Raw genomic sequence first — 15,687 nt, 5'->3', positions numbered from 1 at the left:
TTATCGAAGAAGGATAAGTTGCGGCACTGCGTCGTCGCCACACCAGACGATTGCGTTTTGCCTGTAACGCGTGCCAAGTTCTTTTGCGTCGTCCAGTGAAACGCCAAGTACCAGAAAGCTCGGTTCGCCCGGCCATTCCCCCGATGGATGTTGTCCCATGCCATCGATGAACTTGAAGTGTTCCTTCTTGAGTTGATCGGCAAGCGTTGCTTGATGACGGGCGTTTTCAGCGTCATCGGCTTGAACACCCAGTGGATTTACCGCCGTGATAAATACGCTGCAATCCACGTCATGTGCGCGATGCAAATCAGCAAGCAACGCACTACGCACGCCAATGCATAACGTAATCGGCACATCGCCAAAGACGCGATACTCAGTCTCCTCGTAAGCGCGAATCGTATCGGCGCTGATCGACGAATGGGCTTTCACGTTCATTCCCAATCGGGCACGCTGTCGGGCATGCTTTTCACGACCTTCGTGACGATGTACGTAAAGTACTTCTCGATCCCGATCTCATCGGTAAGCAGCGAATCAATGAACCGCTGATAGTGATCGATATCGCGCGACACCACATGCAACATGTAGTCCACGCCACCGCCCGTGGCATAACACAACGCGACTTCGGGCGCGGCCAGCACGCGTTCCTCGAAGCGTCGCATGTCCTGCGCGGTGTGTTTGGCGAGCGTCACTTCGACCACGATCCGGCTTGCCTTGATCGCGCCGACCCAGTCGAGTTCCGCGCGATACCCCTTGATCACGCCGCTTTCCTCCAGCTTGCGCACGCGTTCCCACGCTGGCGATATCGACAGGTTCACTTCTTCCGCGAGCCGCGATTTGGTGATGCGGCCATCGCGCGCGAGGATGCGCAGGATGGCGATGTCATAGCGGTCTAGTTTGATCACCGGGCCCGTCTGGTTTTGTCGGTCAGTCGGTCAATAACCCCGCGCGGTATCGACGCTGCCAGGGACCTTTCCGGTTAGCCGGAACTGCGCGATGTTCCCCGCGATAACCTTGGCTGCCGTATCGAAATCCGTCGGTGCCGAGATGTGGGGGAGCACGCTCACACCCGGATGGTGCCAGAAGCGCGAATCGGGTGGCAACGGTTCTGTGTCGAAGACATCGAGGACCGCGTGCGAGAGATGGCCGTCATCGAGCGCGGCGAGCAGGTCTTCCGTCACCACGACCGGGCCGCGCGCGAAGTTGATGAGGGCGGCGCCGGGTTTCATCGCGTGAAGGCGATTAGCGTTGAGCAAGCCGCGCGTTTCCGGCGTCAACGGCACGAGGCACACGACGATATCGCTGAAACCAAGCATCTCGATGAGGCCATCGCTGCCCGAAAACGTCCGCACGTACGGAAGCGTTTTTGCCGACCGGCTCCATCCGGCGACGTTAAATCCCGCGTCGTTCAAGCGTAACGCTGCGGCGGCGCCGAGCGAACCGAGACCTAGTATTCCGACGGTAAGCGAAGACGGCTTGCGATACGCGAGTTGATTCCAGACGTGTTCGCGTTGCTGCCGTACGTACGCCGGCATGTCGCGCTGCAAATAGTAGGTCCATGCGAGGACGGCTTCGGCCATGGTCCGCGACATTTCGGGATCGATCATGCGAACGATCGGGGGACCATTCGCGGGAAGGCTTGCGACAAGTTGCTCCACGCCAGCCCAGAGGCTTTGTACCCAGACCAGACCGGGAAGCGCGGCGACATGTGCCGGATCGGGATTTGCGACGATCGCGATGCGAACGCGCGCGCGTTGTTCCCCGGTGAGATCGCGGAACAACGCGATGGATTCGCCGGGCATCGCAGACGAAAGCGCGGACAGGTAACTGACTTCGTAATCGGCGCGAATATTGGCGATCAGCGCGATGGGATCAGACATGAAAATTCCGGCGGCAGAAGACGAAACTCGGGCAAGTCCAGACGCCATGAGCGCCAGGATTTGCCCGAGACCAACGAAACGCGCGAGAACCCGGAAAGCAGGGCCCCAAAGACCTCAATTCAAACCGCCGCTTTCTCCGCTTCCATCTCGGCCATATCCTGAAAGCGATCGGCAATCCGCGGATGCGCGCGCCCGCCATCGGCAGCGCCAATGGCGATCAAAATCTCGTCCGGCCCCGGCGCGTCGGATACCTGGAAAGTCGCGGTAATGAAGTGCGAACGCTTGCCCGTTTCCGACTTGTGAATCATGGGCACCGACATCAGCGCCCCCGGCCCTGAACGCGTGTTCGTAAAGCTGAGAAACGCCGTGCCATTCACCGCTTCGCGATACATATTCCCGAACCGCAGCGTATGAATAAGCGCGGACCCATGCTCGATCTCCCCATTCACCCCAACAGTCGCGGCCTTGCCATAGGCCTCGACGCGATCGGCCGGCATGATCGCCACGAGCCTCTTTGTCATCTCGCGCCCGAGCACCGGCGCCAGACGCAAGATCTCCGGCCGCAAATCCTCGACAAATCCTTTCCCCGCCCACGGATTGCGAACAATAGCCGCGACCACCACCGTGGTGATCGGCCGCTCGGCGGCGCGCCCGCCCTCAATATGCGTTTCTTCGATAAAAGTCGCGATCTTGCGCAGCCCGATTTCCGTCACGTCCATAGCTCACTCCATTGGTTAGCAGTTCGTCATGGAAGCATCCTAACGACCAGAACGGAGCGAATCTTCCGTCGCTTCGTGGGATGAATCTTTTATTTTTCACTGCGTTCTGTCGTATATTAAAAACAGACAAAGGGACGTTGTGATATGCCAGATCAATTGTCGCGGATCATGTCGCTGCGTGATGTCGCGAGCCAAATCAACTCCGACGGCGACCTCGATACCCTCCTGCGCGACCTGATCCAGGCAGCATGCCGGCATGGTTCATGGGACCTCGGATCGATCATGACGCTGGATCTCGCGCACGGTTACGCGCTCGTTACCGCGCGCTTCGAGGCCAACGTCATGCTGCGCAGTCCGTCGGGTGATCGATGGGAACTCGCGACCAGTCCCGCGCTTGTCGCGTTGCAACGCTTCGAGCCCGTCTACATACGCGATGCGCGCGAATCCACCGAATTCCCCGGCTACCGGCGCGAGGCGCTCGAACGCGGTTACTGCACCGTGCTGATCTATCCGATGGCAAGCGTCGACGCCGAAGGCCGGCCGATGGTGCTTGCGGTTTCATCGCGAAAAGTGGTCGACGTATCGCCCGATGACCTCGCGTTCATGTCGATCATCGTGCATCTCGGGGCGATCGCGATCGAGCGCGCGCACCGGCATCGCGCGCAGTTGGCGGCGGCCGAGCAGCTGCGTCGCGTGCTCGGCGCGCAGGGGTCGCTGCTGCAGGAAGTGTTGGCGGGCGGGTCTATCGAAACGTTGACGGCCATGCTCGGCGACCTCCTCAACGCGCCTGTTCTCGTGCTCGATTTCTTCGCGAGCAGTTTGCTTGCATCGGCGTCGCCGGTGCCGAATGTTCACGACGATGCCACGTGGCGCACGCTCCTCGAAGGCGCCTCGGGCCGTCAGATTCTTGCCGAGGTACGCGATGCCGTGACCACGCGCCGCCCGGAAACCATCACGCTGCGTTTGAACGACAAGCTCTCGCTCGATGCCCGCATCGAACCCTTGATGGTCGATGACGAAGCCGTTGGTGCGCTGCTCACCTTCGATCAATCCGGCTCGAACGACCTGCAGAAACTGCTTATCGAAAGTGCGAAGTTTGCGTTGAGCGTGCAATTGATGCGCAGCGTCATCCGCTTTCGCTTCGAGACCCGTACGCTCACCGAATTGTTCTTCGAGATCGTCGAACGCCGATGGCGCGATGAGCAAGACATGTTGCGTCGCGCGCGCCGTCTTGGGCTTTCGCTGGCTGCGCCCATGCGCATGCTGGTGATCGATTTTCCCGACCGGACGAATGCATCCGCGGATCTTTCCGTGGATGGACATCGCGCCGTCGCGCTGCTCGCTGCGCAGCAACATATTGCGGTGCATATCGTGACGGTCGGCGGCGCGCTCGTGGGTCTCGTGCCGCACGAAGAGGGCGTGGAGCTTGAGCGCGTAACGCGATTGGCGCATCGGATAGCGGAGACGCTGGCGCGTTCGGTCGGCAGCGAACCGATTGTCGTACTCGGCGATACATGCGAAGGACTCGAAGCGCTCGCGAAGGAATGGGAGCGCTGCTGGCGCATGATCCGGGTCGCGCGCACCTTCGGCCGACGCGGCGCCATGACCGTGCCCGACTTCGGCCCGCTGCCCATGCTGATGGGTGCGGCGGATTCGTCGGATGTACGGAGCTTCATCGATGGTGCGATTGGCCGCGTGATCGAGCACGACAAAAAGCACAACACCGCGTACCTCGAAACGCTTGCCGCGTACGTGCGCGCGGGTTGCCGCAGCCAGCATTGCGCCGACGCCATAGGCCTTCACGTCACCACGCTCAGGTATCGCATGTCGCGCATTTCCGACCTGTTCGGCATTGAAGTCGAGACGCCTGAACAGCGCTTTTCGATCGAGCTTGCGCTGCAGCTGCACAGCCTCATCGACAACAGCAATTCCCCCGCAGCGCGTCACGAATCGATCCCCCGAATGCGAGGGTAATTAACTGCGATCGTCCTTCGATCCAGCGGAAGAATCCTTTTTTTGCATGGCTTAACTTCTATCTCAACGCAACGACGTTCGAGGTGAAGTACATGCAAGCCGAAGTCTCAGATAAACCTGTCGCCGTCGATCCCGTGGCCTTGCGCCGGGCGTTCGGCACCTTCGTGACAGGCGTGACGGTCATCACCACGCGTGATTCGGAAGGCCGTCCGCGTGGCATGACCGCGAACTCGTTCACCTCCGTTTCGCTGGACCCGCCGCTTTTGCTCGTATGCGTAGGAAAGAGCGCTTCGAGCGCGCCGGTCTTCCAGGAGACCGATCACTTCGCCGTCAATCTGCTGCACGAAGCGCAGACGGATGTATCGAATCTCTTCGCCTCCAAATCCGCCGATAAATTCGTGGCAGTCAGTCACGACGGCGTGCATACCGGCGCGCCCGTTTTGTCCGATTGTTTGACGTGGTTCGATTGCACCGTGCACGACCGCGTGGATGCGGGCGACCACACGATTCTTATCGGCCGGGTTCAGGCATTCGGCACGAGCCCGACCGCGCCTCTCGGTTTCTGTCGCGGCCGATACGCGCAAGTGAAGAACCCGCTGCCACCGGGCTGGCTGTCGTCGCACAACATGATCGTGGGTTATCTGATCGAGGCAGAAGGTTCGTTGCTGCTTGCGAAGGACGGCGAGAACGGCTGGACCTTGCCGAGCGCGCCGCATCGGCTGGTGAACGGGCGCTTGCCGATATCCGGCGGCGGCGATCTCGAACTGCTTCCCGATGACACATTCCTCTATTCCGTCTTCGATGCCGCCGGCAGCGACTCCGGGTACCTGATCTATCGCGCCCGCCTGGCATTGCCGCGCGCGGCTTGCGAGATCCCCGAGAACTTCAGCTTCTTCCCGCTCGACCAGCTTCCCTACGACGACATTCCCACGCCCGAAATTCGCGGCATGTTGAGGCGCTACGTGCACGAAAGCGCGGGCGGTCGGTTCGGCATCTACATGGATTCGCACGATGGCGGCCGTATCGCGATGGTCAGCGCCGCGCAGCCGCGCCTGCAGCAACCGCAACTCTGAACAAGGATCACGTACCGATGAAAACGACAGTCGAAAGCCTGCAAGGGTCGAAGCAAAATCTGTTCATCCACGGCGAGTTCGTTGCGCCGCAGAGCGGCCACTACGTGTCGAGCTACGACCCGACGACAGCCGAGCCCTGGTATCAATTCGCGCAAGCCAATGCCGACGACGTCGATGCCGCCGTGCGTTCCGCGCAAGCCGCGTTGAAGAACCCGGCGTGGCGCCGGATCACGCAAACCGATCGCGGCAAACTCGTGCGCAGGCTTGCCGAACTCGTGCTCGCCAACGCCGATGAACTCGCGCTGATCGAATGCCGCGACAACGGCAAGCTCATCAAGGAAATGCGCGCCCAAATGCGTGCGATCCCCGATTCGTATCAGTACTTCGCCGGCATGGCCGACAAGCTGCAAGGCGACACGATCCCCGTCAACAAGCTCGACACACTCAACTTCAATCTGCGTGAACCGATCGGCGTGGTCGGCATGATCATCCCGTGGAACTCGCCGCTGATGATGCTCACGGGCACGCTGGCGCCGTGTCTCGCGATCGGCAATACGGTGGTCGTGAAGCCTTCGGAACACGCGACGGCGTCGACGCTCGCGCTCGCGGAACTGGCGATTGAAGCAGGCATTCCGCCGGGCGTATTCAACGTCGTCACCGGCGATGGCGTCACGACCGGCGACGCACTCACGCGCCATCCCGGCATCGCGAAGTTCGTATTCACCGGCAGCACGATGACCGGACGCAAGATCGCCGGCAACGCGGCGCAGAACCTCGTGCCGTGCCAGATGGAACTCGGTGGCAAGTCGCCGCACGTGGTGTTCTCGGACGTGGATGTGGAACGCGCGGTGAACGGCGTGGTGTCGGGCGTGTTTGCAGCGGCGGGGCAGACCTGCGTGGCCGGTTCGCGCTGCTTTGTCGAAGCGCCGATCTACGAGCGCTTTGTCGAGGCATTGGTCGAGCGCACGCGGCGCGTGAAGGTAGGCCACCCCATGGCCGACGATACCGACATCGGTCCTCTCGCCTTGGCGAGCCAGCTCGACAAGGTCGAAGGTTACGTTGCGTCCGGCGTACACGAAGGCGCGAAGATCGCGGTTGGCGGACGCAAGCCGAAGGACTCGGCTTTATCGAAGGGATGGTATTTCGAGCCCACCGTCATGACGCAAGCACGCAATGAAATGCGCTTCATGCAGGAAGAAATTTTCGGGCCGGTCGTGGGCGTGGTTCCGTTCAACACGGAAGAAGAACTCATCGCGCTCGCCAACGATACCGAATACGGCCTCGCCTCCGGCATCTGGACGCAGAACATCGACCGCGCGTTGCGTTTTGCGCGCGACGTTGAAGCGGGCACGGTCTGGATCAACACGTATCGATCGGCGGCGTACATGTCGGCGAATGGCGGCACGAAACGAAGCGGCTACGGACGTCGCGGCGGCTTCGAAGTGATGCGCGAATTCTCGCGCGTGAAGAACGTGGTGATCGATTACTCGGGCGCGATGCAAGACCCGTTCGTGATCCGCCTGCGCTGAGCGCGCGCCGCTAAGCGCGCGCCGCTGAGCGCGCGCCGCTGAGCCTCAAAAAATTCCAAGAGAGACCCATCATGAAATTTGCCATCTCACTGAGCATGGAGCGTTTTTCGCCGGAGGACTCCATGTCCACGGCCATGTCGAACATGCTTGCACTCGCTCGCATTGCCGATGAAGGCGGCTTCGAGACGCTCTGGACCGCCGAGCATCACACCATCGAATGCACGATTTCACCGAATCCGTTTTCGATCCTCACATGGTTGTCGCAGCACACACAGCGCATCCGGCTCGGCACGGCGACGCTGGTCGCGCCTTACTGGTCGCCAATCCGTCTTGCCGGCGAAGCCGCGATGTGCGATCACCTGACCGGCGGCCGGCTCGAGTTCGGGATTGCGCGCGGTGCGTATCAGTATGAATTCGATCGCATGGCGGGCGGCATTCCGCAGCAGGAAGGCGTCGCGTATCTGAAGGAGATCGTGCCGGCCGTGCAGAAGCTTTGGGCCGGCGACTACGCGCACGATGGCCACTACTGGAAGTTCCCGCTGGCGACATCGGTGCCTAAACCGCTGCAACAACCTCATCCGCCAATCTGGGTCGCGACGCGCGATCCGGGCAGCTTCGACTGGGCTGTCAGCGTAGGCGCAAACATCCTGTCGACGCCCCTGTCCGCGCCGCCCGCGGAAGTCGCCGTGCTCGGCGAGAAGTTTCGCAAGGCCGTTGCCGATCACCCCGAACGTCCGCGTCCGCGTTTCATGATGTTGCGGCGCACATGCGTCTACGATCGTCCTGATGACTGGCAAACCGCTGTGCGCCATAGCGTGGATTTCGGCCGCACGTTCGAGAACCTGATGCAGAACATTGGCACCGTCACCGATGGTTTCCCCGAGCCCGTGCCCTACGAGACGGTGGCGAATCGCGCCAACTACGATCCGGCGAATATCCGCGACAACCTGATGTTCGGCACGCCCGAAGAAGTGATTCGCAAGTTGCAGATTTACGAAGATCAGGGCGTCGACCAGTTCTGTCTCGGCCTCTCATTCAATCTGCCTTTCGAGCTTCAGAAGAAGACGCTGCGTCTTTTTATCGATGAAGTCATGCCGCATTTTGCTGCGCGCGAACGTCAGCGCGAATTGCAGCGCGAGCTGTCCGTTGCGGCGGCGGGAGCCTGAACTATGGCCGATGCGAGTATTGCAACGACGTTCGATGGCCGTGGCATCGCGCTGAATTATCGGCTCGAAGGCGAGGGCTCGCGTGCGCTGGTTTGCATCCACGGCGTGGGTTCGAACCTCGAGGCATGGGAAGGCATTGTCGCGAAGCTGAGGGACACGTTCCGCATCCTGACGCTCGATCTGCGCGGTCACGGACGTTCGTCGCTGGTGAAAGGGCGTTATGAAATCGATGACTTCGTCAGCGATGTCCTCGCGCTCGCCGATCACGTCGGTTTCCATCAATTCGATCTCGCGGGCTTCTCGCTAGGCGGCCTGATTGCGCAGCGCCTCGCGCTGACGCATCCCGAGCGCCTAAAGAAACTCGTGTTGCTGTCGACCGTTTCTGGACGCACGCCGGAAGAGCGTGAGCGCGTCGCGGCGCGTCTTGCTGCGCTGCAATCCGGCGACCGTGGTTCGCATTACGATGCCTCGCTTTCGCGCTGGCTCACCGAAGGCTTCCAGCAACGCAACCCCGAACTCGTCGCACGTCTGCGGCAGCGCAACGCCGAGAACGATCCCGATTGTTATGCCGCGGCTTACCGCGTTTTGGCGCAGACGGATTTTGGCGGTTTCATCGATCAGATCAGCGTGCCGACCTTGATCGCGACCGGCGAAGAGGACCAGGGTTCGAACCCGCGAATGGCGCAGTACATGCATCAGCGCATTCCCAATTCGCAGCTTGAAATCCTGCCCGGCTTGCGTCACTCGATTCTGATCGAAGCGCCAGACGTGGTTGCCGCACTGATGCGCCGCTTTCTGGCGAGCGATGATCGGGAGACGCGGCAATGATCATCGAAGAGCGAATCTACCGGATCAGGAATGGCCGGATGGGCCGGTATCTCAAGCTCGTGCGCGACGAAGGCCTCGCCATCCAGCAGCCGATCCTGGGCAATTTGATCGGTTATTTCACGACGGATATCGGACCGCTCAGCCAGGTCACGCACATGTGGGCCTACGCCGATCTCAACGACCGTGCGCGCCGCCGTCAGCAACTCGCGGACGACCCAAGATGGCAGGAATTCCTGCCGAGGCTGTCAGAGAACATCGAGCAGGCGGAAAACAGGATTCTCGTGCCGACCGACTTTTCACCGTTGCGGCATCTGCCCGTTTCCGCCGGCTCTTCAGAGGAGAAGATGCGATGACTGAGCGTTTGAAGATCGAGCATTTGTACAAGGTGTTCACGGACAGGCCCGAGAAGGCGCTGGCCATGCTCAAGGCCGGCAAGAGCAAGTCCGAAGTGCAGGAAACGCTGGGTCACGTGGTCGGTCTCGACGACGTATCGCTCTCCATTCCGTCCGGCGCGATGTACATGATCATGGGCTTGTCCGGCTCGGGCAAGTCGACGCTCGCGCGCTGCATCAATCGCCTGAATGAACCAAGCGCGGGCAAGATCCTGCTCGACGACCAGGACATCTGCACGCTCGATGAAGCCGGTCTTCGCGATGTCCGCCGCAAGCGGATATCGATGGTCTTCCAGCATTTCGCGCTGCTGCCGAATCGTCGCGTGATCGAAAACGTCGAGTTCGGGTTGAAGCTGCGTGGCATGTCCGCCGCCGATCGCCGCAAACGCGCGGAAGAAGTGCTGAACGTGGTGGGACTGGCGCGCTGGGGTTATCACATGCCTCACGAACTCAGCGGCGGCATGCGTCAACGCGTGGGCCTGGCCCGCGCGCTTGCAACCGATGCCGACGTGCTCATCATGGACGAAGCATTCAGCGCGCTCGATCCGCTGATTCGCACCGAGATGCAGGACGAATTGCTGCGCCTTCAGCGCACGTTGAACAAGACCATCCTGTTCATCACCCACGACTTCCAGGAAGCGCTGAAGCTCGGCACGCGCATCGCGATCATGTCTGAGGGCAAGATGGTTCGCGAAGGCACGCCGCAATCCATCGTGCTCGAACCGGGCAGCGATTACGTCGCGGCATTCACGCGCGAAGTCGATCGCGGCAGATTGTTCGACGCCGGTTCGGTCATGACATCGCTCTCTGCGGTTTTGCGCGGCCCGAACGGCATCCTCATGGGCGACGCAACCGGCCAGCCGGGCCCGGGTTTCATGCTCGACACGGACGAACGCATTCTCGGCACCGTGACTGCTTCGGAGATGGAACAGGCGCGCGGCGGCGGCAGCATGCCCCGGCCCGACACGCGTTTCACTTGCGTGCCCGCGCACACCAAGCTCGTCGATGTCGCCGGCAGTTATCAGCAGGATAAGCACGGCGGCCCGATCGGCGTAATCGATGAAACCGGCCGCCTGATCGGCCGTCTGGAAGCAGGGCAGATCCTTGCCCGAATCGGCGCTGCGGGCGCCATGGGAGCACGCCATGTTTAAAGCCGACGATCTCGCAGTCTTGCCAATCGGCGATTGGATCCAGCACGGCGTCCAGTGGATCGCACAGAACCTGCGGCCGATGTTTCTCGTCATCAAGTGGCCCGTCGAGCGCTTGCTGACTTTCAACGACACGGTGCTTCACGCCGTCCCGTTTCCGTTGATGCTCGTGCTGATGTTTCTGCTCGCCTGGCGGCTTGCGAGCATGGGCGTGGCGATCTTCAGCGTGGTGGGGCTTGTTCTCATCGCAGCGATGGGCGTCTGGGCGCAAGCCATCACCACGTTGTCGCTGATCGCGACGGCCATTGTGTTCTGCGCGTTGATCGGCATACCCATCGGCATCTGGTGCGCGCGCAGCGACCGCGTGTGGCGCATCGTGCGGCCCGTGCTCGACATCATGCAGACCACGCCGACGTTCGTGTATCTGGTGCCCGTGGTGATGATGTTCGGCGTTGGCACGGTGCCGGGCGAAGTCGCTGTCGTGACCACCGCGATGCCGCCGTTGATCCGCTTCACGCATCTCGGCATCCGGATGGTCGAGCATGAAATTGTGGAAGCGGGTCTCGCGTTTGGCGCCGACCGTCGCCAGCTTTTGTGGGAAGTGCAATTGCCGCTCGCCATCCCGACCATCCTCGGCGGGCTCAACCAGACCGTGCTCACTGCAATGGTCATGTCGGTTGTGATCGCGATGATCGGCGCCGAAGGCTTGGGTCTCGTCGTGCTTCAGGGCTTGGGCCGGCTGGATGTCGGGCAAGCGGCGATTGGCGGCATCGCAATCGTGCTGCTCGCGATGATGCTCGATCGCATCACGCAGAAACTGGCGCAATCGAAGGGCGGAACGCGTAGCGCGCTGCTGCCGGTTTTGATGCGGTTTGTCCGTGGCGAGCGAGTGCCAAGGAACGCGGAAGCCAAGAAAGCTTTGTGAAGTTGGAAGTCAGGCAAAAATCAGGCAAAACCCAGGCGCGTCCGGCCGAGAGCCGGATGATCGACGATCACGATAAAGGAATTTGATGAGACCATTTGCATGGGCAGGACGGGCACTCGCAGTCGCGGCGGTAGTGGGTTTGACATCGGCTAGCGTGGGCGCATTCGCCGACACGTTGCCGGGCAACGGCAAGACCATTCGATACGCACAAAGCGATAGCCTCGGCGGCAATTACGTCGCCGCACAGATCGTGATGAAAGCCATGAAAGCGCTCGGCTACGACGTCAAACTCAGCACGATGAACACCACGCTGTTCTTCCAGGCCGCGGCGCAAGGCGATGTCGATCTAGCCACCGACGTGAATTTTCCCCAACGCGAACCCGGCTTCAGAGCGGTGGAAAAGCAGGCGGAGATCGTGGGCGGCGGGATGATCGTGGGTGGCGGCATCAATGGTTATCTCATCGATAAAAAAACCGCGGTGGCGCACAACATCACGAGCCTCGAGCAGATGAAAGACCCTAAGATCGCGGGACTTTTTGGCAGCGACGGCAAGGCGGAACTCATCAGTTGCGACCCGGGCTGGAGTTGCGGCGACGTGGTCGACTATCAGATCGACAAGTTCGGGCTCAAGCAGACGGTGCACGCGGTGCGCGGCAAATACGAAGCTTTGATGGTCGATGCCGTCACGCGCATCAAGGACGGCAAGCCGGCGTTCTTCTACGCATGGAACCCGTCATGGACCACGAACGCGCTGGTTCCGGGCAAGGACGTAGTCTGGTTGCCGACCCCCAGCGACGCGTTGCCGCCGAACGTTCCAAACAAGGCATCGGCGTTGGTGAACGGCGTGGAAGGGTGCGCGGGCGGGGCGAATCCGTGCCGCATGGCGATGTCGTCGTGGAACTGGGGATCGGTGGGCAACAAGGAGTTTATCGCCGCGAATCCGGCGGTGAAAACGCTGATCGAGCAGATCAAATTCCCGGGCAAGACGTGGTCGGGATGGGAATACGCGATCAGTAAAAATGGCGGGTCATCGTCCTTGATCAACAAGCTCGCCGACGAATGGATGACGGGGAACAAGCCGCAGTTTGATCAATGGGTGGCGACGGCCAGCAAGGTGCATTGAGCCGAGTCCTGGCCGGGCCGGAAGACGACGTAGCGATCTGATCCTCTCCGGCCCCGCTGATACAGGCAACGAATGCCACCGGTCACTTTTGGGTCAGTTCCTGGTATGTCGTGTCAGTAAACGTCGGAAACCCTTTTTCGACACCCGTCGGGGGCGGGTCGTTGAGAATTGCTTTCACTTCGTCCAGGCTCTTGTTTTGCGCCACCATGCGCGCTATTTCAGCCCTTCGTTGTACCGCAGCGTCAAGGCGAGGTTGCAGATCGTCGTGTTTAAGCGGCTCCCCATGCCCGGAAACGTAAATGTCCGCATCCAGCGCGATCAGGGCTTGCATCGTCTTGATCCAGCCCAGCGAGGAGCCGTGTTTTTCAAGGTGTATGCCAGGGTACGGGCCGGAGCCAGGCGTCAGGATGTCCCCGGCAAACACGATTTTCTTCGCGGGCAGGTACACGATCAGGTCGCCATCGGTGTGGGCCGGTGCGATATGCAGCAATTCCATTTGCACTCCGTCCACAACCAGACTTTCGTTCGTTGTCACGTTCTTCGTCGGCAGATAGTCCTTCAAGCCGGAAGGCGTTGGCGTTTTGTTCTCAGTGGGGTTATCGAGCGCCGCTTGCATGTCCACCCGCGTGTTGTCCTGGGCGATGATTTGCATTCCGCGCGGGTAGGCCGGCAACGCATCGACGTGGTCCGGATCGCTGTGCGTCAGGATCATGGTGTTCACCGGCAGCGGCGTGATCCCGGCGATGGCTTTGAGCATCTTGTTGGCGGACGGCGCGAACATCTGTGCATCGATCACGATCACACCGGTGTCGCCCACGATAAAACCGCTATTCGAAAAGCCTCCAGTCGCGTAATAGACGCCATCGCGTACGGGTTCGACCTTCAATGGCTTGACGGCAGAGTAGACAGTCAGCGCTTTGGCAAGTCCAGCTGGCGAGGACATGCAGTAGTAGGCCAGGCCTGCCAGTAACAGGACAATGACGGCGACAAGCGATACGACTTTACGAATCATTTCATCAACTCGGGTTCAAGTGGTCGAGAAGTTTTTTCAGGTGCTGATCCTGGCCGAAAGCTCAACGGTTTTTCGATACGCTCTACTAAGCGTCGGAAGAGCGAAGGCGAAGAATTGTAGATAATCGGCGTGTCAGGACGCACGGTCAAGAGCGTGCAGTATAGCGAGCCGGCCTCGAACCATGCAGTTGATCCCGGCAGTGCGAACCCTTTTTTACAGATATTTAGCCAGGCTCGTTTCGCAATTCGGCATGTGTTAGACCGCGAAATTGGCGCCTGTGTAATCTCGGCGTTAGCGCGCGTAAACGGAAAAAGGGCTCAGCTTTCGCTGAGCCCTTCTTGTCTTTGGTAGGCCGTACGGGATTCGAACCTGTGACCAACGGATTAAAAGTCCGCTGCTCTACCAGCTGAGCTAACGACCCAAAGAGCCGAAATTATAGTCATAGCGGCCGCTAGTTGTCAACGGTGCGTAAAAATCCGTCGCCTGTCGAAACAGACAAAAGGCAGTCAAATAACGGTCAAATAGCAGTCAAAATGCAAAGAAAAAGCCCGTAGCAACAACGCTACGGGCTCCTTCACGAGAGGCGCGATTTGGGGCCGAAAAGCAATGCCAAGCGGCCTTACGCTTACTTCACTTGCGACATCTTGCTTTCAGCTGACTGCGCGGCTTCGGTTCCACCGTACTGCGAGATGATCTGTTCCAGCGTCTTCTTCGCAGCGGGTTTTTGACCCTGCTCGATCTGGTTGTTCGCGATTGCGAGCAGCGCGTCGGGCGCCCGCGGATGCGTCGGGAAACTCTTCACCAGATTTTGCCAGGTCGCGGTCGATGCCTTGTAATCGCGCAACGCATACTGCGCGTTGCCCAGCCAGTACTGCGCAGTCGGCTGATATGGACTCTGCGGATACTTCGCCACGAACGTCTTGAACGACGCCGCCGCATTCTTGAAGTCACCGTTGCGGAACTGAGTCGATGCCGCGTTGAACGAATCAGTCTCGCCGGGCTGCACCGTACCCTGCACGCCATCCACCGTCTGCTGCTGCGGCTCGAGCTTCTTCAACCGGCCATCAAGGTCGGCGTAGTAGTCCTTCTGCTGCTTCTGCAACGTGGTCAGCTGGTTGGCCAGATCCTCGTTCTGGCCACGAAGCGTCGCGACCTGCTGATTCAACTGGTCGAGACGGTTCTGCTGATCGAGGATAGTGCGCTGAGCCGAGGACAACTGGCTCGACAGACCGTCTGTTTTCGTGCGCAGATCGAGCACGGCCTTGCGAGCTTCATTGTCGTCGAACAATGCTGCATGCGCCGATCCGCCGACCACGGCCGAGCCCAGCAAACAAGCAACTGCGACCGCGCGCAGCGAAGGGAAGCGATACAACATACGGCGACTCACCCGTGACTGGTTCTATTACTGTTGATAAGCGAGATCGGCGCGGCGGTTTTGTGCCCACGACGATTCGTCATGACCGGTAGCCTGCGGCTTTTCCTTGCCCAGACTCACGGCTTCCATTTGCGTGTCCGCCACACCCAGCAGCGACATTGCGCGACGCACAGCTTCAGCACGCTTCTGGCCAAGCGCCAGGTTGTACTCGCTCGTGCCGCGTTCGTCGGTGTTGCCCTGGATCAGGACGTGACGGTCCGGATGGCTCTTCAGATACTGTGCGTGTTGCTGCAACAGCGGCTGGTAGTCATCACGAACTGCATAGCTGTCGAAGTCGAAGTAAATGCTGCGCTTCGCGAGCGGGCTATTCGGATCGTTCAGCGGATCGACGTTGACCTGTTGAACTGCGTTCGCGTCGGGTTGCGTGCCGATCGCGCCTTTGTTTGCACCTTCATCCAGCTTGACGCCTGAATGACATGCGGCCAATGCACCGACCATCGCCACTGCAAAGCCGATACGAATTTTAGACATCATGGTTACTCTCCT

General features: G+C 60.3%; 16 protein-coding genes and 1 tRNA gene. 9 read left to right on the top strand and 8 right to left on the bottom strand.

Translation table 11 applies throughout. The features are described 5' to 3' along the window. The 4 genes from HB633_RS19995 to HB633_RS19980 all read right to left on the bottom strand — a co-directional run bounded on the left by HB633_RS19995 (position 1) and on the right by HB633_RS19980 (position 2,596). The gene (locus HB633_RS19995; RefSeq protein ID WP_213779915.1) at positions 1-435 is read right to left on the bottom strand and encodes a DUF3293 domain-containing protein; all 435 of its coding nucleotides are present in this window, start codon (positions 433-435) and stop codon (positions 1-3) included. Then, the gene (locus HB633_RS19990; RefSeq protein ID WP_213780020.1) at positions 432-899 is read right to left on the bottom strand and encodes an Lrp/AsnC ligand binding domain-containing protein; all 468 of its coding nucleotides are present in this window, start codon (positions 897-899) and stop codon (positions 432-434) included. The genes HB633_RS19995 and HB633_RS19990 overlap by 4 nt, the downstream gene beginning before the upstream one ends. A 33-nt stretch (positions 900-932) precedes the next feature. Beyond that, entirely contained in the window at positions 933-1,877 is a 945-nt protein-coding gene (locus HB633_RS19985; protein ID WP_213779914.1) for a glyoxylate/hydroxypyruvate reductase A, read from the bottom strand. 119 nt (positions 1,878-1,996) lie between these two features. Continuing rightward, positions 1,997-2,596 carry an amino acid synthesis family protein gene (locus HB633_RS19980; protein WP_213779913.1) on the bottom strand — a complete coding sequence of 200 codons (600 nt, stop codon included), beginning with the start codon at positions 2,594-2,596 and terminating at the stop codon, positions 1,997-1,999. Positions 2,597-2,740: 144 nt separating this feature from the next. On the opposite strand from HB633_RS19980, the gene HB633_RS19975 reads away from it, so the two are divergent. The 9 genes from HB633_RS19975 (at position 2,741) to proX (ending at position 12,754) form a co-directional block, all read left to right on the top strand. Then, a complete protein-coding gene (locus HB633_RS19975; protein WP_213779912.1) occupies positions 2,741-4,570 on the top strand; it encodes a helix-turn-helix domain-containing protein in 1,830 nt (609 codons plus the stop codon). Positions 4,571-4,662: 92 nt separating this feature from the next. Continuing rightward, positions 4,663-5,643, top strand: a complete 981-nt coding sequence (locus HB633_RS19970) for a flavin reductase family protein (RefSeq protein ID WP_213779911.1) — start codon at positions 4,663-4,665, stop codon at positions 5,641-5,643. A 17-nt stretch (positions 5,644-5,660) separates the two neighbouring features. After that, on the top strand, positions 5,661-7,172 hold the full coding sequence (locus HB633_RS19965; RefSeq protein WP_213779910.1) for an aldehyde dehydrogenase: 1,512 nt from the start codon (positions 5,661-5,663) through the stop codon (positions 7,170-7,172). Positions 7,173-7,243: 71 nt separating this feature from the next. Beyond that, on the top strand, positions 7,244-8,338 hold the full coding sequence (locus tag HB633_RS19960) for an LLM class flavin-dependent oxidoreductase (RefSeq protein WP_213779909.1): 1,095 nt from the start codon (positions 7,244-7,246) through the stop codon (positions 8,336-8,338). Between the two features lie 3 nt (positions 8,339-8,341). Beyond that, positions 8,342-9,166 carry an alpha/beta hydrolase gene (locus HB633_RS19955; protein WP_213779908.1) on the top strand — a complete coding sequence of 275 codons (825 nt, stop codon included), beginning with the start codon at positions 8,342-8,344 and terminating at the stop codon, positions 9,164-9,166. Further along, on the top strand, positions 9,163-9,519 hold the full coding sequence (locus HB633_RS19950; RefSeq protein ID WP_213779907.1) for an NIPSNAP family protein: 357 nt from the start codon (positions 9,163-9,165) through the stop codon (positions 9,517-9,519). The genes HB633_RS19955 and HB633_RS19950 overlap by 4 nt, the downstream gene beginning before the upstream one ends. Continuing rightward, positions 9,516-10,709: a glycine betaine/L-proline ABC transporter ATP-binding protein gene (locus HB633_RS19945; protein WP_213779906.1), complete on the top strand. Its 1,194-nt coding sequence runs from the start codon at positions 9,516-9,518 to the stop codon at positions 10,707-10,709. The genes HB633_RS19950 and HB633_RS19945 overlap by 4 nt, the downstream gene beginning before the upstream one ends. Further along, a complete protein-coding gene (locus tag HB633_RS19940) occupies positions 10,702-11,631 on the top strand; it encodes a proline/glycine betaine ABC transporter permease (RefSeq protein ID WP_213779905.1) in 930 nt (309 codons plus the stop codon). Before HB633_RS19945 ends, HB633_RS19940 begins: the two co-directional genes overlap by 8 nt. Before the next feature lie 85 nt (positions 11,632-11,716). Further along, the gene (proX, locus tag HB633_RS19935) at positions 11,717-12,754 is read left to right on the top strand and encodes a glycine betaine/L-proline ABC transporter substrate-binding protein ProX (protein WP_213779904.1); all 1,038 of its coding nucleotides are present in this window, start codon (positions 11,717-11,719) and stop codon (positions 12,752-12,754) included. 82 nt (positions 12,755-12,836) lie between these two features. Here proX and HB633_RS19930 read toward each other — a convergent pair whose 3' ends face one another. From HB633_RS19930 to pal, 4 genes are all read right to left on the bottom strand, one after another. Next, positions 12,837-13,766 (bottom strand): MBL fold metallo-hydrolase, encoded by a 930-nt coding sequence (locus tag HB633_RS19930; RefSeq protein ID WP_213779903.1) that lies wholly within the window; start codon positions 13,764-13,766, stop codon positions 12,837-12,839. 345 nt (positions 13,767-14,111) lie between these two features. Further along, positions 14,112-14,187, bottom strand: a tRNA-Lys gene (locus tag HB633_RS19925). A 204-nt stretch (positions 14,188-14,391) separates the two neighbouring features. Continuing rightward, positions 14,392-15,141, bottom strand: coding sequence for a tol-pal system protein YbgF (gene ybgF, locus HB633_RS19920; RefSeq protein ID WP_075360017.1), 750 nt, complete (start codon positions 15,139-15,141; stop codon positions 14,392-14,394). 27 nt (positions 15,142-15,168) lie between these two features. Next, the gene (pal, locus tag HB633_RS19915; RefSeq protein ID WP_047845194.1) at positions 15,169-15,675 is read right to left on the bottom strand and encodes a peptidoglycan-associated lipoprotein Pal; all 507 of its coding nucleotides are present in this window, start codon (positions 15,673-15,675) and stop codon (positions 15,169-15,171) included. Between the last annotated feature and the right edge of the window lie 12 nt (positions 15,676-15,687).

The sequence above is a fragment of the Caballeronia sp. dw_276 genome, from assembly GCF_018449635.1.
Taxonomy (GTDB): domain Bacteria; phylum Pseudomonadota; class Gammaproteobacteria; order Burkholderiales; family Burkholderiaceae; genus Caballeronia.
This window is presented reverse-complemented; position numbering and strand designations above follow the sequence as displayed.

Excerpts from the sequence above, each read along its gene's own strand:
- HB633_RS19995 (WP_213779915.1), bottom strand. The coding sequence starts at position 435 with ATGAACGTGAAAGCCCATTCGTCGATCAGCGCCGATACGATTCGCGCT.
- HB633_RS19985 (WP_213779914.1), bottom strand. The coding sequence starts at position 1,877 with ATGTCTGATCCCATCGCGCTGATCGCCAATATTCGCGCCGATTACGAA.
- HB633_RS19980 (WP_213779913.1), bottom strand. The coding sequence starts at position 2,596 with ATGGACGTGACGGAAATCGGGCTGCGCAAGATCGCGACTTTTATCGAA.
- HB633_RS19975 (WP_213779912.1), top strand. The coding sequence starts at position 2,741 with ATGCCAGATCAATTGTCGCGGATCATGTCGCTGCGTGATGTCGCGAGC.
- HB633_RS19970 (WP_213779911.1), top strand. The coding sequence starts at position 4,663 with ATGCAAGCCGAAGTCTCAGATAAACCTGTCGCCGTCGATCCCGTGGCC.
- HB633_RS19965 (WP_213779910.1), top strand. The coding sequence starts at position 5,661 with ATGAAAACGACAGTCGAAAGCCTGCAAGGGTCGAAGCAAAATCTGTTC.
- HB633_RS19960 (WP_213779909.1), top strand. The coding sequence starts at position 7,244 with ATGAAATTTGCCATCTCACTGAGCATGGAGCGTTTTTCGCCGGAGGAC.
- HB633_RS19955 (WP_213779908.1), top strand. The coding sequence starts at position 8,342 with ATGGCCGATGCGAGTATTGCAACGACGTTCGATGGCCGTGGCATCGCG.
- HB633_RS19950 (WP_213779907.1), top strand. The coding sequence starts at position 9,163 with ATGATCATCGAAGAGCGAATCTACCGGATCAGGAATGGCCGGATGGGC.
- HB633_RS19945 (WP_213779906.1), top strand. The coding sequence starts at position 9,516 with ATGACTGAGCGTTTGAAGATCGAGCATTTGTACAAGGTGTTCACGGAC.
- HB633_RS19940 (WP_213779905.1), top strand. The coding sequence starts at position 10,702 with ATGTTTAAAGCCGACGATCTCGCAGTCTTGCCAATCGGCGATTGGATC.
- proX (WP_213779904.1), top strand. The coding sequence starts at position 11,717 with ATGAGACCATTTGCATGGGCAGGACGGGCACTCGCAGTCGCGGCGGTA.
- HB633_RS19930 (WP_213779903.1), bottom strand. The coding sequence starts at position 13,766 with ATGATTCGTAAAGTCGTATCGCTTGTCGCCGTCATTGTCCTGTTACTG.
- ybgF (WP_075360017.1), bottom strand. The coding sequence starts at position 15,141 with ATGTTGTATCGCTTCCCTTCGCTGCGCGCGGTCGCAGTTGCTTGTTTG.
- pal (WP_047845194.1), bottom strand. The coding sequence starts at position 15,675 with ATGATGTCTAAAATTCGTATCGGCTTTGCAGTGGCGATGGTCGGTGCA.